This is a genomic window from Neobacillus sp. DZ-9, from assembly GCF_059587065.1.
The window spans coordinates 434239-449771 of sequence record NZ_JCAIOL010000002.1 but is presented as its reverse complement, the minus strand read 5'-3'; the positions used below and the strand labels follow the sequence as shown (position 1 = coordinate 449771).

20 protein-coding genes are annotated in these 15533 nt (G+C 38.2%); 6 read left to right on the top strand and 14 right to left on the bottom strand.

The window, feature by feature from the left end; genetic code table 11:
• Positions 1-11: 11 nt before the first annotated feature.
• Positions 12-1340 carry a PhoH family protein gene (locus AC59HZ_RS06760; RefSeq protein ID WP_496545076.1) on the bottom strand — a complete coding sequence of 443 codons (1329 nt, stop codon included), beginning with the start codon at positions 1338-1340 and terminating at the stop codon, positions 12-14.
• A gap of 160 nt (positions 1341-1500) precedes the next feature.
• On the opposite strand from AC59HZ_RS06760, the gene AC59HZ_RS06755 reads away from it, so the two are divergent.
• On the top strand, positions 1501-2091 hold the full coding sequence (locus AC59HZ_RS06755) for a YhcN/YlaJ family sporulation lipoprotein (protein WP_496545075.1): 591 nt from the start codon (positions 1501-1503) through the stop codon (positions 2089-2091).
• 186 nt (positions 2092-2277) lie between these two features.
• On the opposite strand, the gene AC59HZ_RS06750 is transcribed toward AC59HZ_RS06755, so the two are convergent.
• Positions 2278-2733: a pyridoxamine 5'-phosphate oxidase family protein gene (locus AC59HZ_RS06750; protein ID WP_496545074.1), complete on the bottom strand. Its 456-nt coding sequence runs from the start codon at positions 2731-2733 to the stop codon at positions 2278-2280.
• Positions 2734-2903: 170 nt separating this feature from the next.
• Between AC59HZ_RS06750 and AC59HZ_RS06745 the strand changes: the two genes are divergently transcribed.
• Positions 2904-3104, top strand: a complete 201-nt coding sequence (locus tag AC59HZ_RS06745) for a YlaI family protein (RefSeq protein ID WP_496545073.1) — start codon at positions 2904-2906, stop codon at positions 3102-3104.
• A 170-nt stretch (positions 3105-3274) separates the two neighbouring features.
• On the opposite strand, the gene AC59HZ_RS06740 is transcribed toward AC59HZ_RS06745, so the two are convergent.
• Genes AC59HZ_RS06740 through typA form a run of 3 tightly spaced genes read right to left on the bottom strand, consistent with a single transcriptional unit; the run spans position 3275 to position 5752 of the window.
• Positions 3275-3568 (bottom strand): hypothetical protein, encoded by a 294-nt coding sequence (locus tag AC59HZ_RS06740; protein WP_496545072.1) that lies wholly within the window; start codon positions 3566-3568, stop codon positions 3275-3277.
• 15 nt (positions 3569-3583) lie between these two features.
• Positions 3584-3898, bottom strand: coding sequence for a YlaH-like family protein (locus tag AC59HZ_RS06735; RefSeq protein ID WP_430069086.1), 315 nt, complete (start codon positions 3896-3898; stop codon positions 3584-3586).
• Positions 3899-3913: 15 nt separating this feature from the next.
• Positions 3914-5752 carry a translational GTPase TypA gene (gene typA / locus AC59HZ_RS06730; protein ID WP_496545071.1) on the bottom strand — a complete coding sequence of 613 codons (1839 nt, stop codon included), beginning with the start codon at positions 5750-5752 and terminating at the stop codon, positions 3914-3916.
• 149 nt (positions 5753-5901) lie between these two features.
• On the opposite strand from typA, the gene AC59HZ_RS06725 reads away from it, so the two are divergent.
• On the top strand, positions 5902-6087 hold the full coding sequence (locus tag AC59HZ_RS06725; RefSeq protein WP_496545070.1) for a YlaF family protein: 186 nt from the start codon (positions 5902-5904) through the stop codon (positions 6085-6087).
• 27 nt (positions 6088-6114) lie between these two features.
• Here the strand turns inward: AC59HZ_RS06725 and AC59HZ_RS06720 are convergent, their stop codons facing one another.
• Both AC59HZ_RS06720 and AC59HZ_RS06715 read right to left on the bottom strand, forming a co-directional pair.
• Complete coding sequence (locus AC59HZ_RS06720) at positions 6115-6915, bottom strand: inositol monophosphatase family protein (RefSeq protein ID WP_496545355.1); 801 nt, start codon at positions 6913-6915, stop codon at positions 6115-6117.
• Between the two features lie 216 nt (positions 6916-7131).
• Positions 7132-7326: a YkzI domain-containing protein gene (locus tag AC59HZ_RS06715; RefSeq protein WP_430069094.1), complete on the bottom strand. Its 195-nt coding sequence runs from the start codon at positions 7324-7326 to the stop codon at positions 7132-7134.
• Between the two features lie 179 nt (positions 7327-7505).
• On the opposite strand from AC59HZ_RS06715, the gene AC59HZ_RS06710 reads away from it, so the two are divergent.
• Entirely contained in the window at positions 7506-8141 is a 636-nt protein-coding gene (locus AC59HZ_RS06710; RefSeq protein WP_496545069.1) for a YktB family protein, read from the top strand.
• A 39-nt stretch (positions 8142-8180) separates the two neighbouring features.
• Here AC59HZ_RS06710 and AC59HZ_RS06705 read toward each other — a convergent pair whose 3' ends face one another.
• Both AC59HZ_RS06705 and AC59HZ_RS06700 read right to left on the bottom strand, forming a co-directional pair.
• A complete protein-coding gene (locus AC59HZ_RS06705) occupies positions 8181-8453 on the bottom strand; it encodes a UPF0223 family protein (protein ID WP_496545068.1) in 273 nt (90 codons plus the stop codon).
• A gap of 39 nt (positions 8454-8492) precedes the next feature.
• On the bottom strand, positions 8493-9452 hold the full coding sequence (locus tag AC59HZ_RS06700; RefSeq protein ID WP_496545067.1) for an NAD(P)H-dependent flavin oxidoreductase: 960 nt from the start codon (positions 9450-9452) through the stop codon (positions 8493-8495).
• Positions 9453-9639: 187 nt separating this feature from the next.
• On the opposite strand from AC59HZ_RS06700, the gene AC59HZ_RS06695 reads away from it, so the two are divergent.
• The gene (locus tag AC59HZ_RS06695; protein WP_496545066.1) at positions 9640-11112 is read left to right on the top strand and encodes an aminotransferase class I/II-fold pyridoxal phosphate-dependent enzyme; all 1473 of its coding nucleotides are present in this window, start codon (positions 9640-9642) and stop codon (positions 11110-11112) included.
• Between the two features lie 53 nt (positions 11113-11165).
• Here the strand turns inward: AC59HZ_RS06695 and AC59HZ_RS06690 are convergent, their stop codons facing one another.
• A complete protein-coding gene (locus AC59HZ_RS06690; protein ID WP_223595202.1) occupies positions 11166-11288 on the bottom strand; it encodes a GapA-binding peptide SR1P in 123 nt (40 codons plus the stop codon).
• Between the two features lie 162 nt (positions 11289-11450).
• Entirely contained in the window at positions 11451-11750 is a 300-nt protein-coding gene (locus AC59HZ_RS06685; protein ID WP_430069109.1) for a DUF3055 domain-containing protein, read from the bottom strand.
• 162 nt (positions 11751-11912) lie between these two features.
• Here AC59HZ_RS06685 and AC59HZ_RS06680 point away from each other — a divergent pair, with 162 nt between their 5' ends.
• Positions 11913-12347, top strand: coding sequence for a DUF1885 family protein (locus AC59HZ_RS06680; RefSeq protein ID WP_496545354.1), 435 nt, complete (start codon positions 11913-11915; stop codon positions 12345-12347).
• 30 nt (positions 12348-12377) lie between these two features.
• Here the strand turns inward: AC59HZ_RS06680 and AC59HZ_RS06675 are convergent, their stop codons facing one another.
• The 3 genes from AC59HZ_RS06675 to AC59HZ_RS06665 form a co-directional block, all read right to left on the bottom strand.
• Positions 12378-12602: a hypothetical protein gene (locus tag AC59HZ_RS06675; RefSeq protein WP_496545065.1), complete on the bottom strand. Its 225-nt coding sequence runs from the start codon at positions 12600-12602 to the stop codon at positions 12378-12380.
• 186 nt (positions 12603-12788) lie between these two features.
• Positions 12789-14204, bottom strand: coding sequence for a dihydrolipoyl dehydrogenase (lpdA, locus tag AC59HZ_RS06670; RefSeq protein WP_496545064.1), 1416 nt, complete (start codon positions 14202-14204; stop codon positions 12789-12791).
• Positions 14205-14207: 3 nt separating this feature from the next.
• Entirely contained in the window at positions 14208-15530 is a 1323-nt protein-coding gene (locus tag AC59HZ_RS06665) for a dihydrolipoamide acetyltransferase family protein (protein WP_496545353.1), read from the bottom strand.
• Positions 15531-15533: the final 3 nt, after the last annotated feature.

The window sequence follows — 15533 nt, the reverse complement described above, 5'->3', positions numbered from 1 at the left end:
CCTATTTTTAATTATAGTAAATCCGCGGCAAGCCTTGCTAAACCTGATCTTTCCCCTTTTAATAGTTTCACATGGCCTGAAATGACCTGGTCTTTAAACCGTTCCACAACATACGTAAGACCATTGTTATATGCATCAAGATATGGATGATCGATTTGTTCCGGGTCACCCATTAATACAATTTTACTACCCTCTCCTACACGAGTTAAAATCGTTTTTACTTCATGTTTTGTCAGGTTCTGCGCTTCGTCAATGATAATAAACTGTTTTGGTAAACTTCTGCCGCGAATATATGTTAACGCCTCAACCTCAATTGAGCCCATTCCTGCTAAAATTGCATCTAATTCACCTGGTTTTTTTGTATTAAATAGAAATTCTAAATTGTCGTAAATAGGCTGCATCCACGGCCGCAGCTTTTCCTGCTTTTCTCCCGGCAAAAACCCCAAATCCTTTCCAACCGGTACGATGGGCCTCGCGACCAAGAGCTTTTTATATTCCCGGAAATCCTCTGTCTGCATTAAACCAGCAGCAAGGGCTAGCAAGGTTTTTCCAGTTCCTGCCTTTCCAATTAAGGTAACAAGTGGTACATCCTTTCGCAACAATAGTTCGATTGCCATTGTTTGCTGGACATTCCTTGGATGAATCCCCCAAACATGTTCTTGATTTAACACCAATTTCTTCACTTTTTTACTGGTTTTATCGACCATCCCTATTGCTGAAGCTGAACTGCCATTGGAATCTTTCATGATGAGAAACTGATTTGGATAAAAAGGATGATTCGCTATTTCTGAAAGAATTAATTCTCCTTTTTCATAATAGCGGCCTAATAACTCAATTGGTATAAATACCTCATAAAAACCCGTATAAATATGGTCGATTTCCACAACACGGTCATTTAAAAAATCCTCTGCATCTAAGCCAATCGCATCTGCTTTTACCCTGACAAGAGCATCTTTGCTGACAAGAATTACCGGTTTTCCATTTTCCTTTGTTAGCTCTTCTAAGTATAAATTTTTAGCCACCGCAAGGATGCGGTTGTCATTTGTTTTTTCGATAAAAATGTCTTGAAGCTCATGAAAGGTGCGATGATTTAACTCAATTCTGATTGTCCCCCCATTTTCGAGTGGAATCTTTTCATGAAGCTTGCCTGAGGCCCTAAGACCATCAATTAATCTTGATACATGTCTTGCATTTCTCCCGACTTCATCCATGTACCTCTTCTTTGAGTCCACTTCTTCGAGAACGACTGCCGGAATAACAACTTCATTGTCTTCAAAGGAGAAAATGGAATACGGGTCTTGTAGCAAGACATTTGTATCTAACACGTATATTTTGCTCAAAGCGACGCCTCCGCTTCACTTGGTGTAAGGCTTGTTAAATATGGATTAAACAAACCTTTTGCTAGATTGGACTTTGGTAAAATATATGTTTATTGGAATAAAGATAGAAGACGTTCCGCACAATAAATGTTAACAAGACATTCTTGAAGGTGGGGTTAAAATGAAGTATTTTTTGATGACATTTACTATCTGTTTACTTCTTAGCGGCTGTAATACCGATAATAATAAAGAAACTGCAAAAAACGGAAATCAGTCGTTAGTAAATGTTAAAAACAGTTATATTGAAAATGTTGATCGTAAAACAGGACAGCAAATATCCAAGCGGTTGGTCAAGTTGGCCACCAGTATACCAAATGTAAATGATGCAACTGCGGTTGTTTTGGGTAAATATGCGATTGTCGGAATTGACGTGAATTCAAAAATTGATCGTTCTCAGGTAGGCTCCATTAAATATTCCGTTGCTGAGAGCTTAAAAAAGGATCCTTATGGGGCGAATGCAGTTGTCGTGGCTGACGCTGATACAACCCAGCGCATAAAAGAAATACAAGCAGATATTAATAAAGGAAGACCTGTTCAAGGTATTATGGAGGAGCTGGCAGATGTTGCAGGCCGGCTAATGCCAGAGATACCAGGAGACTTAATTACACCAAGTCCGAAAAACGCAACGGAAAAACCGGACAAAAAGCTGCCATCAGACGAAGAAAAAAAGCTTAACAAGGAACAGGAAGATCAATCCAATCATTATAAATGAGGCTCTTTTCGTAACCTTTGTTTCTTTTAGAACTTTTTAAGGGTCAATACAAAGTTTCTAGGCAATTTTCGCAAATGTTCTTACGAAAAGATGCCACGAAGAATCATGATTTACGGGTTGATGAACTTATACGAAAAACAACAATCTTTGCGAAAATTGCCTGTAATGAAAAAAGCTTAGGATTTCCTAAGCTTTTTTCATTGCTTCCATAACCTGTCGATCTAATTTTTCTGCTGCATTTTTATCATATGTTTTATCGTATTGTACTTCTGTGACTATTTTTGATCCGTAAAACATAACATCTCTTACTTCTTTAATAGTTATTTCCACCAAAGCCAATTTTAACGGAACATCAGGAAGTCTATCTTCTTTAATGCTTGCTTCTCCCTGAATCGAATATGTAGATTCGTTAGCAATTAAATTAATGACTGCTTTGTTATTATTTTTAATATTCTCGAGAATTCTCGAACGGTTATCGACTGCAAAGTAAATGGTACCCTCATCTTTCGCTAGTACCCAGGAAATTGCACTAACATTAGGGCCTCCAGTTTCATAATCAATTGTGGCTAATGTAACGAATCTTTCCTTTTGCAGTTCATCATATAAAGGCTTTATTAGTCTTTCTTCAACCTGATTTGCCATTCTTACAACCCCTTCATTATTTCCAAATATCTATTTTAAAACAGATATTCTCATATTACTACTATCCCTTTTTTTTAACAACCTAAACACTTATTTTACGTAACGCCCTTTGAACTGGTATAGTATAATAAAATTATTCCATATTGATAAATAAATTAAGAGGTGCTTTAATGAGAGTTAAATGTGTAATTTGCGATAAAATTGAAGCGATTGAAGATGAGTCATTAGCAGCAAAGAGGCTCCGAAATCGACCAATCCATACATACATGTGTAAAAGCTGCAGCCAGAGAATTGCTGAGAAAACAAATGCCAGAATAGATACAGGAAATTTTAAGTTTTATCGGGCAAAATCGGAAAAGGATGATTGGTAAAAAGAAAAGCGAAAGCGCCTTGATCAGGGGCGACAAGCATAAGACGAGCCGGCGGGAGGGTTGCTTTTTAACCTTCTCGCCGGATTGGCTGTAGACCATCGAGCCCCTAGGCGCTGGAGCTGGACAAATAAAGAAGAAGGCATATCCCTTTACGGGATATGCCTTTCTTTTTATTCTTCGGTTGGGTAGTTCTCATACTTTTCTGGCTCTTGATTAATTTGATTGAGCATTACCTCAATTAATTCACGGGGATACCTTGTTTTTTTATTTTCCCCGTTTTGTTGATAAGACAAATAGTACATCATATCATCGGTAGTGATTTCTATATTCGATACATGATGCTGTGAGGTTAAAATATCATCAAAAAGATCTAGCGTTTCTTTAGCGGCTGAATCATCGTGACGCGCATCGCTGACAATCTTTATCGTAAGCCAATTATACAGTGCATCCTGTAAGGATTTCATTACTTTTAACCCCCGTTACTTTGCTTCCGTCTGCTGTTTCTTCGATTGGTGTAAGCGGATTTTATATATAATTAATATTAAAGCCGCAACAACAAGTCCTTCGGCAACAGGCAAAAAGATTCCCAAAAAAGTAAGAATTGTACATCCTACACATAAAAAGATGTAAATGATAATTGATTTACCAAGCGGCAGCTTTTTGGCAAAACCCAGTTTATATACAACAATCGAAAGTGCAACAATTGTTAGATATAAAAGCCACATTCCCACTTTGGGCTGTTCGCTTACCTTATAGAGTGCAGCAAAGAATGAGAGGCGTTCTGCAACATCCACGATAAAACCTCCTAATTAACTCATTTCAGCATATTTCTTCTTTTTCGCCATTTTTTCACGTTCGTTTTTATCAAGAATTTTCTTCCGAAGTCGGATAGATTCAGGTGTTACTTCGCAATATTCGTCATCATTTAAATACTCTAATGATTCCTCTAAGGTCATGATTCGTGGCTTCTTAATGACAGATGTTTGGTCTTTATTAGCAGAACGAACATTCGTTGCTTGTTTCATCTTCGTAATATTAACTGTTAAGTCATTTTCACGAGTATGCTCTCCGACGATCATTCCTTCGTAAATTTCTGTACCTGGTTCAACGAAAATAGTGCCACGGTCTTCAACCTGCATGATACCATAGGTGGAAGCTTTACCGGATTCCATAGAAACAAGAACACCTTGATGTCTGCCGCCCACATTTCCTTGTACCATCGGCTGATAGCTATCGAAGGTATGATTAATAATTCCATAACCACGAGTCATCGTTAAGAATTCGGTTGTATAGCCAATTAGACCACGAGCAGGAACATTAAAAATCAAACGAACTTGACCCGTACCGTTGTTAATCATATCAAGCATTTCACCTTTACGAGCACCGATGGATTCCATTACAGCACCAGTATGTTCTTCTGGAACATCGATTTGTACTCTTTCAATCGGTTCACAACGAACGCCATCAACTTCTTTCACAATAACTTCCGGTTTTGACACTTGAAGCTCATAACCTTCTCGACGCATATTTTCAATTAAAATAGATAAATGAAGCTCTCCACGGCCTGAAACAATCCAAGCATCAGGTGAATCAGTATTTTCAACACGCAAGCTTACATCTGTTTGTAATTGAGCACGAAGTCTTTCCTCAATTTTTCTCGAGGTTAAATATTTACCTTCTCTTCCAGCAAATGGACTGTTATTTACGACAAAAGTCATTTGAAGTGTCGGCTCATCGATTCTTAAAATCGGTAATGCGTCCTGATGTTCAACAGGACAAACCGTTTCACCAACATTAATATCTTCCATACCGGAAACAGCAATTAAATCTCCAGCTTTTGCTTCCTGAACTTCTTCGCGTTTTAAACCAAAGAAACCAAAAATTTTGGTAACACGGAATTGCTTTACAGATCCGTCTAATTTCATCAATGCAACTTGCTGTCCAACCTTCATTGTTCCACGGAAAACGCGGCCAATTCCGATTCTTCCAACATAGTCATTATAGTCTAGAAGTGCTACCTGGAATTGAAGCGGCTCTTCGCGGTTATCAATTGGTGCTGGGATATGCTCAACAATGGCATCATACAAGGATTGCATGTTTTCGTCTTGTTTGTCTGGATCAGTGCTGGCAGTACCATTTATAGCTGAAGCATAGATAACTGGGAACTCAAGTTGGTCCTCTGATGCATCAAGCTCGATAAATAAATCAATTACTTCATCGATTACTTCTGCAGGGCGAGCAAAATCACGGTCAATTTTATTGACAACAACAATTGGTGTTAAGTTTTGCTCTAATGCTTTCTTAAGAACAAAACGTGTTTGCGGCATACAGCCTTCGTAGGCGTCAACCACGAGCAATACCCCATCAACCATTTTCATAATACGCTCTACTTCTCCTCCGAAGTCTGCGTGTCCAGGTGTATCCAATATATTGATTCGGGTATCTTTATATTGAATCGCCGTATTTTTCGCAAGGATAGTAATTCCGCGCTCTCTTTCCAAATCATTCGAATCCATCGCACGCTCTTCCACGTGTTCATTCGAACGGAATGTACCTGATTGTTTTAATAATTGGTCAACCAAAGTTGTTTTTCCATGGTCAACGTGGGCAATTATCGCAATATTACGAATATCTTCTCTAATTTTCAAAAAATTCCACTCCTGCCTTTAATCTATAAAAAATTAAACTATTTATAGTTTCCCATTTACAACTAAAACATTATACCATAATTAAAGTGGAAACCTAAAAGCATTTTATGTAGAATGAAAATAAAAATATATTTAAGGGGCAAAAATTAATGAAAAACATTAAATGGCCATTACTGATTTATGCAATTTTAGCAGCAGCATGTATTATGGGGATAGGCGTTGCCATAAGTGAAAAAAGCCTGCTTGGAATTATCGGCTGTATACTGGCAGTGATTGTTATAATGGGACTAGGTTTTTCCACAAAAAAAAGATTGCGCGAAAACGGTAAACTGTAAAAAAGAAGCCAATTCATTTGGCTTCTTTTACCATTTTCCATCCTTTAAATATTCCTTGAGTATCGTCTGGTGGAGACCAGGTTTGGCAGCGAAAACGGAATCCTGGGTTAGAAAATCCAGCTTTTCTCCTCTTAAATTTGTAACAATCCCGCCTAATTCCTCTATTATGACCACTCCAGCAGCATAATCCCATGGTGATAACCTCATGGAAAGGTACGCATCCACTCTTCCTGTAGCCACAAACACCATTTCAAGGGCAGCTGTCCCATAAGACCTTGTTCCTCGGGCAGCACGTACTAATGGTATCATTAAATTATGATCGATTCGACGATTCTCCATAACCCATGTCGCATTCAGGGCAATAATCGATTCCTGTACGGTCGTTTCCTCTAAGCGAGGAATAGGGTTTTCATTTAAATAAGCCCCTTTTCCATTAAATGCATGATATAACTCATTATGTACCACATCATAAATAATCCCAATTTTTCCTACACCGTTTTCATATATTCCAAGGGAAATAGCGAAATTCCTTTGCTGATGAATAAAGTTCATCGTTCCATCAATGGGGTCAATTATCCAAACGATGCCTTCAAGGCTTGTCAGTTTGTCTCCAAACCCCTCTTCCCCCATGATTTTATCCTTAGGGTAAGCCTCTTTTATTTTCGCAATAAAAAATTGTTCAATTTCCTTGTCCATATTCGTGACTAGATCATTAGGGTTTGATTTCGTCTGAATATTTAAGGTTTTATCAAAGGAGGAACGGATCCTGTCACCAGCTTCTAACACCCATTCCTTTGCGTTGGCATAAATGCTTTCCCAATTCATGATTCCCCTCCAAAAATAAATGGATTATTTTTCAAAATTCCTATGTAGTAGTATTTATAGCTTAATCAAAATAATCCTGCATATCAACTTTTGGGCCGAATTTTATTATCGCCGCACAATAACAAACGAACTCCCCTCACTGTTTGGAGTTCGTTTTAGATAAGTAGTATTTCAATCTTCATTCTAACTTGTTACCCCTTAGAAATAGATTAATCCCAATTAAAATGCTTTTAATCGTAATAATTCTTGGCGGATTTTTTCTAACTTTTGTTTACATTCCTTCATTTTCTTTTCATTTTTTTCTTCGATCGCCTCAAATAATACAGCTAGTTCATAATCCATTTCCAATCTTAACACTGCTGCTCTTTCTTTATCGCTTGCTTTTTTTAATGAAGTATTCATCAATTGTTTCACAATTCTCCTCCCCTTCCGAAGATTTAATTTATTATTCAGATTATTTTTTTACTGTATAATATGAGGCTAATTGTTATGTTGCAACAAATATGTGCTCTAACCTAGAAATGCTTCAAATTTCTTGTCTTTTCCCTGATATGCTACAATAAATGACAAATGGCTGGTTGGAGGTAAATGAAATGGTGGATTTCAAAGGATTTACAAATGAAGATTTTGATGTCTTTTTAATAGATGGTTTAGAGGCTAGAATGGAAGCACTAAAAGAAACAATTCGTCCTAAATTAGAAAAATTAGGCGAATATTTCGCACCAACGTTATCTCAGTTAACAGGCGATGAAATGTTTGTCCATGTTGCAAAGCATGCCAGACGGACAATCAATCCGCCAAAGGACACATGGGTCGCCTTCGCGAATAATGCCCGCGGTTATAAGATGCTTCCCCATTTTCAAATAGGCTTATGGAACACTCATTTATTCATTTGGTTTGCAGTTATTTATGAAGCTCCGCAAAAAGAAGTGATTGGGGCAAGGCTTGCTAAAAAAACAAATAAACTTTTCAAAGAAACGCCTAAAGACTATGTATGGTCAGGTGATCATATGAAACCCGATGTTGTTATACATGGAGACATGACAAAAAAGGATCTGCAATCCTTATTCGACCGTTTTCAAAACATAAAAAAAGCAGAATTATTGTGTGGGTATACAATTGGAAGAGAGGCTGTTATCGAAATGGGGTCAGGTGGACTATTACAAAAAATTGATGAAGTTTTTAGTCAAGTTGCCCCACTTTATAAAATCTCCCAAAACATAAAATAAGAAAAAGCTCCTGAACAAAATTCGGGAGCTTTTCCTATTTTACCTCATTAAAATGCGTTCTCCAGATGGTGCTTCTTTTGCCTTTTTTATAGTACGGTAGGATGAATAACCGCTTATTTCTTCAAATTCTCCACAAAGCGTTTTCTCCTGCGCTTTGCTTGGGACAATCTCTTTAAAACGGCGGTAAATCATCATTACTTCATCGCGTTCAATTCCTTTTTCATAAGCCCTCTCAATTGCTTCAAAAAAGTTAATGACATCGACGATTTCATCAGTTGTCCAGCTATAATCAATCGGGTATTGGTACTCCATTTCTTCACCTACTTACTAATCATTCAAGAGTATCATACCTTATTTTCCCCATTTGGCGCGAATTTGTTCCGCATCGTTAATCATTCTCTCGAAAAGTTCTGCTACTGTTGGTACATCCTTAATAAGGCCCATTACCTGTCCAGCCCATGCGAAGCCTTCATCAACAGTACCCTCATAAATATACCGTTTATTAGCCATTCCACTAATAAAATCTTTTAACTTATCATAATCACCCTTATTTTTTTCAATTTCGAGGATTTTTTCAGTCCAGCTGTTCGCTATGGCCCGGGCAGGTGCTCCTAAGGTACGTTTAATAACCACCGTATCGGTTTCTGTTCCTTCTACTAATGCTTGTTTATATACCTCATTTGCATGAACACATTCTTTTGTGGCAATAAACCTCGTTCCCATTTCAATTCCTTCAGCCCCTAAACTTAGGGCTGCCATTAACCCTCTGCCATCACCTATTCCCCCTGAAGCAATAACAGGGATAGAAACACTATCAACAACTTGTGGAATTAGCACCATTGTACCGATGTCGTCACGTCCAAGATGCCCTCCGCCTTCCTGCCCCACTACCATGACTGCATCGGCTCCCAGTTCTTCCGCTTTAATCGCTTGTCTTCTGGCTGCCACGAGTACGAGTGTTTTTATTGATGTTCCTTTTAATTGTTCAAAAATAGGCGCTGGATTGCCGCCTGTCATCGAAACGACCGGTACCTCTTCATCAATGGCAACCTGCAGGAAGTCAGAAAATGGTCTGCCATGCTGACCAATGGCAAAATTAACACCAAACGGATGATTAGTTAATTGCTTTACCTTCCTTATTTCTTCCCTAAGATGCTCTGGATTAGCTAAAGACATCGCGGTGATTTGACCAAGTCCCCCAGCATTTGAAACCGCTGCTGCCAAATCGGAATACGCTAAATATGCAAGTCCCCCTTGAATAATGGGATAGCGAATGTTAAATATATCTGTAACCCTTGTTTGCCACTTCAATTTAATTTCCTCCTAAATATTTTCATCCTTTCTTATTTCGTTATAAAAGGGTAGTTTTCCTGTTAAAAAGGAAAACTAAAACAAATAAACCTATGCAATGTAAACGATTAGTGCTATAATGCTTTTGTTTTATGTTTAATTAAATGATAAAATGAGTATTTTTTTGATAAAGAGGTGTGGTTATAAATTGTCGCAAAATCAAACACCGTTATTTAGCGGGTTATTAGAGCATGCAAAAAGAAATCCAATACAATTCCATATACCCGGTCATAAAAAAGGGGCTGGAATTGATCCAGAATTTCGAAGTTTTATCGGTGACAACGCCCTGTCTATTGACTTAATTAATATTGGACCGTTAGATGATTTGCATTCACCGAAGGGGATGATCAAAGAAGCTCAGAATTTAGCAGCTGAAGCCTTTGGTGCAGATCATACTTTTTTCTCAGTCCAAGGTACAAGCGGAGCCATCATGACCATGGTTATGGCCGTATGTGGTCCGGGTGAAAAAATTATCGTTCCTAGAAACGTCCATAAATCCGTCATGTCGGCAATCGTTTTTTCTGGGGCTATTCCAGTATTTATACATCCAGAAATCGACATAGAACTAGGTATCTCCCATGGAATAACAACTGAGTCTGTTGAAAGAGCTCTCGAGCAGCACCCTGATGCTAAAGGGGTTCTCGTTATAAATCCGACCTACTTCGGCATCTCTGCTGATTTAAAGAAAATAGTTGAGATTGCCCATTCTTATAATGTTCCTGTCCTTGTTGATGAAGCACATGGTGTCCATATTCATTTTCATGATGACCTGCCGCTTTCCGCTATGCAGGCTGGTGCGGATATGGCAGCCACAAGTGTCCATAAACTTGGCGGCTCAATGACACAAAGTTCCATCTTGAATGTAAAAGAAGGTCTAGTTTCAGTTAAACATGTTCAATCCATTTTAAGTATGCTGACAACAACCTCAACATCCTATCTATTGCTTGCTTCACTTGACGTGGCACGAAAGCAGTTAGCAACAAAAGGAAAAGAATTAATCGATAAAACAATTAGGCTAGCCCAGTCCATACGAAAAAGCATTAACGAAATTGACCATTTATATTGCGTCGGCGAAGAAATATTGGGTTCAAAAGCCACCTATGATTATGATCCGACTAAGTTGATTATTTCTGTAAAGGATTTAGGTTTAACAGGTTTTGATGTTGAAAAATGGCTTAGAGAAAAACATAACATTGAAGTTGAATTATCAGACCTATATAATATCCTTTGCATCATTACTTTAGGGGACACGGAATACGAAGCAGATCTTCTAGTTACTGCCTTAAAAGATTTAGCTGAAGAATGCGCACACCGTGCGGAAAAAGTAGAACCGCTAGAAGTCCTGCTGCCTGAAATCCCTGTGCTTGCTTTAACACCAAGAGATGCCTTTTATGCGGATACGGAAGTGATTCCATTTGCAGAATCAGAAGGAAGGATCATTGCGGAATTTGTCATGGTCTACCCACCTGGTATCCCAATTTTTATTCCTGGTGAAATAATTACAGAAGAAAACCTTTATTATATCCAGAAAAACCTAGAAGTAGGCCTGCCTGTTCAGGGACCGGAAGACGATGAACTAAAAATGATTCACGTAATAAAAGAATATAAAGCCATAAAATAAAAAGACAGGATTCCAATTACGGAATCCTGTTTTCATTATATAATGACCATTATTTATACTTCTTCGTGGCTGTGCTGGTCTTCGCAGCAATTGCACTTAGAATAAAGCACTGTTACTTTTTCATCTTCAAAATGATCAATAGTAGAGTTACAAGTTTGGCATACAAGAGTACCCATCTTTTCAATCCCCTTTTCATTAATTGAATCGATATTTTGAAAGCGTTTAAATATCCCTTAAGACAATAATAATATATCACATTTAATTTTTCAAGCCCAAATTGTATGTCACATTTAAAAAAATAAACATAAAAAAGACCCCTAGAGGCCTTTTTTATTTCTTTATTCATATTGGGTGATGAACGGAATAGCCGGTAATGCTTCACTAAAAAATTCAGCCAAATCAGTCGCTTGTTGTTTGTCAGGGATACGGAATACGGTTTGAAGGTAATCAATATCTTCAATATCTTTGGGGTCGAGGAGAGTTGAACGGCCAGTTTGCATGCAGATGACCAGAGGTTTTCCGAAAAACATATTTGTGTAAATAATGCCAAAGTCGTAGCGGGTATGTTCTGTTGTAAAGCCGATAAACCTCACTTTTGCATTTTCGTGCTCATCATAGAGCTTGTCAAATAACTCCATTTGACTCCTCCCTTTTCATAAAATATTTAGAATATTATTATAATTTATTTTTGGAAAAATGACAAGAATTCTTGACATTTTATTTGTAAGTGTTGTCATCACTTTTTGTTCAGTGCTAGAATAGAAGGGCATATATTAACGGACTAGTGAGGGGGAATAATGATGGCTGAAAATGCATTTATTAAACTTGTGCCTTCATCTGAGAAACAAACTATATCTATTGAAGAGGTAAAGGAATTATTTCATTTTTATAAAGACATTACAGCTAAAACAGGGGATCAACTAAACTGGCAGTATGACGAATCTGCTTTCCCATATGAAATTAAGGAAACCGAAAAAGGAAAAGGCACCTGGTTTTATTTACATTCTGACCATGACCGTTACAAGGCTATTTTATTGGGTATCGACAAAGAAACCATTCGAGAGGAAAATGGGCAAGAAAGAGAACAATCTTACATACAAGTGACTCTGCCTGAACAATCCACCTTCGGAGATAAAGGAAAGGCTAATGAATTTTGTAAATTCATTGCAAAAAAGCTTCAAGGTGAACTGCATCTTTTTAATGAAAGAATCATGTATTACTATCCTAGGAAATAAACTATGAAAGCTCCATTATGGGGGCTTTTTTTAATGGATAAAAAGAGCCATTGTATAGTGAATGGAAGTATAAATGACTAAGCTTAAGGTTGTAATGAAGAGCGTTTTCCGTGCTGATCTTGTTACTTGATTGCCAATTAAATATGCTAAATAAAAAAATACAAAGAACATTATAACCTTATAAATTAATTGATCATGTTTTGATAACCATTCAATAAAGGTGTATCCACTCCAAATGATAAATTGCAGCATCATGACAATATAGACCCTCACATTATCACCACACAAAATGCATTTATCTATATATTTATTCGCTAAAAAAAAATAAAGTCCTTTCCTTGATGACAAGGAAAAGGACTTTATTTGACTGTATTAAACTTGCTTGTTAATTTCCGCTACAGGCGCGAGACTCCATCAACAAGGTTTTTATTATACAGTCTTTTACTTCATAATATGGATTGGGCTTCCAAGTGCAACCTCAGCTGCTTCCATTGTTATTTCACCAAGTGTAGGATGCGCATGAATGGTCATTGCAAGGTCTTCAGCAGTCATCCCTGCTTCAATTGCCAGACCAAGCTCGGCAATCATATCTGACGCACTTGCACCAGCAATTTGTGCACCAATCACTAAGCCGTCTTCTTTACGAGTAATTAATTTTAAGAAACCATCACCGCTGTCAAGAGATAGAGCACGGCCATTTGCTGCAAATGGGAATTTAGCAGCAATCACTTCAATGCCTTCCTCTTTTGCCTGTGATTCAGTATATCCAACAGAAGCCAACTCTGGCTCAGAGAAAACAACTGCTGGAATTCCTAAATAATCAATTTCAGAAGGGTGGCCGGCAATCGCTTCAGCCGCAATTTTTGCTTCATATGATGCCTTATGTGCTAGTTGAGGTCCGGCAACAACATCACCAATCGCATAGATATTACTAATATTAGTACGGCATTGCTTGTCAATTTCAATAAGGCCACGGTCAGATAATTGTACACCAACTTGTTCAAGTCCCATTTCATCTGTGTTAGGACGTCGCCCAACCATGACAAATACATAATCAGCTTCAATTTTCTTTTCTTCACCTTTTGTTTCAAAAGTGACAACCACACCAGTTTCAGTTTCTTCTACACCTTTGGCTAACGCCTTTGTATAGAATTCTGCACCCTTTTTCTTCATGGTGCGCTTAACAAGTGCTGCCATTTGCTTATCAAATGTGCCGAGACCTAGAATTTCTTCAGCACCTTCTAATACTGTTACTTGACTGCCAAAGTTTGCATAGGCTCCACCAAGTTCGATTCCAATAACACCGCCGCCAATGACAACGATTTTTTCTGGAATTTCATTTAAATTTAAAGCACCCGTTGAGTTAAGAATACGTTTTGAATATTTAAATGCTGGCAGCTCAATAGGACGGGATCCAGTTGCAATAATCGCATTCTTAAAGGTATATGTTTGAGCTGAATCTTCATTAATAACCCGTAGTGTATTGGCATCAACAAAATATGCTTCACCACGGACAATGTCAGCCTTATTACCTTTTAATAGTCCTTCTACACCGCCAGTTAACTTTTTCACGATTCCTGCTTTAAATTCTTGAACCTTTGAAAAGTCAACCTTAACATTTTCAGCTGTTATTCCAAAGCCTTCTGAATGTTTGGCTGTTTCATAACGATGTCCTGCAGCGATTAATGCTTTAGAAGGAATACATCCTACATTCAGGCATACACCACCGACATATTCTTTTTCAACAATCGTTACTTTTTGTCCCAGTTGAGCAGCACGAATGGCTGCGACATATCCCCCTGGGCCTGCTCCGATGACTATAGTATCTGTTTCAATTGGGAAATCTCCAACTACCATTTTTTACGCCTCCATTAACAATAGTTCTGGATCGTTCAATAATCGTTTGATGTGATTTAATGCATTTTGTGCTGTTGCACCATCAATCATACGGTGATCAAAGCTTAATGAAAGTGCCAACACAGGAGCAGCGACAATTTCACCGTCCCTAACAATTGGCTTTTCAGCAATTCTGCCAACACCCAAAATTGCTACTTCAGGATGGTTGATTACCGGAGTAAACCATTGTCCACCTGCAGAACCAATATTGGAAATTGTACATGATGCACCCTTCATTTCATTTGGTGCAAGCTTACCATCACGTGCTTTTGTTGCCAGTTCATTTATTTCGTTCGATATTGAGAAAACTGACTTCCGATCCGCATCTTTTACAACAGGAACTAATAAGCCTTTTTCTGTGTCTGCAGCAATACCAATATTGTAGTAATGTTTATGAATAATTTCACTTGTTGCATCATCAAGTGATGTATTTAGAGCTGGGAACTCACGTAATGCACTTGTTAATGCTTTAACGATATAAGGCAAGAAGGTAAGCTTGATGCCCTTTGCAGCAGCTACTTCTTTGAATTTCTTACGATGTGATACAAGCTTTGTAACATCCACTTCATCCATTAAAGTTACGTGTGGAGCAGTATGCTTGGAATTCACCATTGCTTTGGCAATTGCTTTACGGATTCCGCTCATTTTTTCACGAGTTTCAGGATATTCTCCCTGTGGAATTGGAGCAGCTGCTTTTGGAGCTTCTGCTGCCTGAGTTTCTGCTTGAACAGGAGCCACTTCGGCAGCTTGTGGTGCTGCTGCTGCTTGAGCGCCGCCAGATAAGAAAGTTTCAATATCTGCTTTCATAATCCGCCCATTTTTTCCTGATCCTGCAACTAATGCAATGTCCACACCTTTATCACGTGCATATTTTCGAACAGATGGCATCGCAATAATTCGACGGTTTGGATCTACTTCTACTTGTGGCTGAGCTGGTACTGGTACTGCAGCAGGAGCAGCTTGAGGTGCAGCTTCAGTCTTTGCTTCTGGAGCAGGCGCCGCAGGTGTTTCCGCCGGAGCGGGTGCTTCATCACCATGATCGCCCTTAAATTGTAAGTTTTCATATCCTGGTGCATCAAAAGTTACAAGGACCTGTCCAACAGTTGCTACAGTTCCCTCTCCAATTAATACTTCTAAAACAGTTCCCTCAACAGGTGAAGGAATTTCAACGACTGCTTTGTCATTTTGGATTTCACAAAGAACATCATCTTCCTGAACTTTATCACCTGGTTTGATGAACCATTTGACAATTTCCCCTTCGTGAATACCTTCACCAATGTCAGGCATTTT

Bases quoted from the DNA above. Each gene is read 5' to 3' on its own strand.
- AC59HZ_RS06665 (WP_496545353.1), bottom strand. From the start codon at position 15,530: ATGCCTGACATTGGTGAAGGTATTCACGAAGGGGAAATTGTCAAATGG.
- AC59HZ_RS06685 (WP_430069109.1), bottom strand. From the start codon at position 11,750: ATGGAGTTATTTGACAAGCTCTATGATGAGCACGAAAATGCAAAAGTG.
- AC59HZ_RS06755 (WP_496545075.1), top strand. From the start codon at position 1,501: ATGAAGTATTTTTTGATGACATTTACTATCTGTTTACTTCTTAGCGGC.
- AC59HZ_RS06745 (WP_496545073.1), top strand. From the start codon at position 2,904: ATGAGAGTTAAATGTGTAATTTGCGATAAAATTGAAGCGATTGAAGAT.
- AC59HZ_RS06710 (WP_496545069.1), top strand. From the start codon at position 7,506: ATGGTGGATTTCAAAGGATTTACAAATGAAGATTTTGATGTCTTTTTA.
- AC59HZ_RS06675 (WP_496545065.1), bottom strand. From the start codon at position 12,602: ATGATGCTGCAATTTATCATTTGGAGTGGATACACCTTTATTGAATGG.
- AC59HZ_RS06680 (WP_496545354.1), top strand. From the start codon at position 11,913: ATGGCTGAAAATGCATTTATTAAACTTGTGCCTTCATCTGAGAAACAA.
- lpdA (WP_496545064.1), bottom strand. From the start codon at position 14,204: ATGGTAGTTGGAGATTTCCCAATTGAAACAGATACTATAGTCATCGGA.
- AC59HZ_RS06705 (WP_496545068.1), bottom strand. From the start codon at position 8,453: ATGGAGTACCAATACCCGATTGATTATAGCTGGACAACTGATGAAATC.
- AC59HZ_RS06740 (WP_496545072.1), bottom strand. From the start codon at position 3,568: ATGAAATCCTTACAGGATGCACTGTATAATTGGCTTACGATAAAGATT.
- AC59HZ_RS06750 (WP_496545074.1), bottom strand. From the start codon at position 2,733: ATGGCAAATCAGGTTGAAGAAAGACTAATAAAGCCTTTATATGATGAA.
- AC59HZ_RS06690 (WP_223595202.1), bottom strand. From the start codon at position 11,288: ATGGGTACTCTTGTATGCCAAACTTGTAACTCTACTATTGATCATTTT.
- AC59HZ_RS06725 (WP_496545070.1), top strand. From the start codon at position 5,902: ATGAAAAACATTAAATGGCCATTACTGATTTATGCAATTTTAGCAGCA.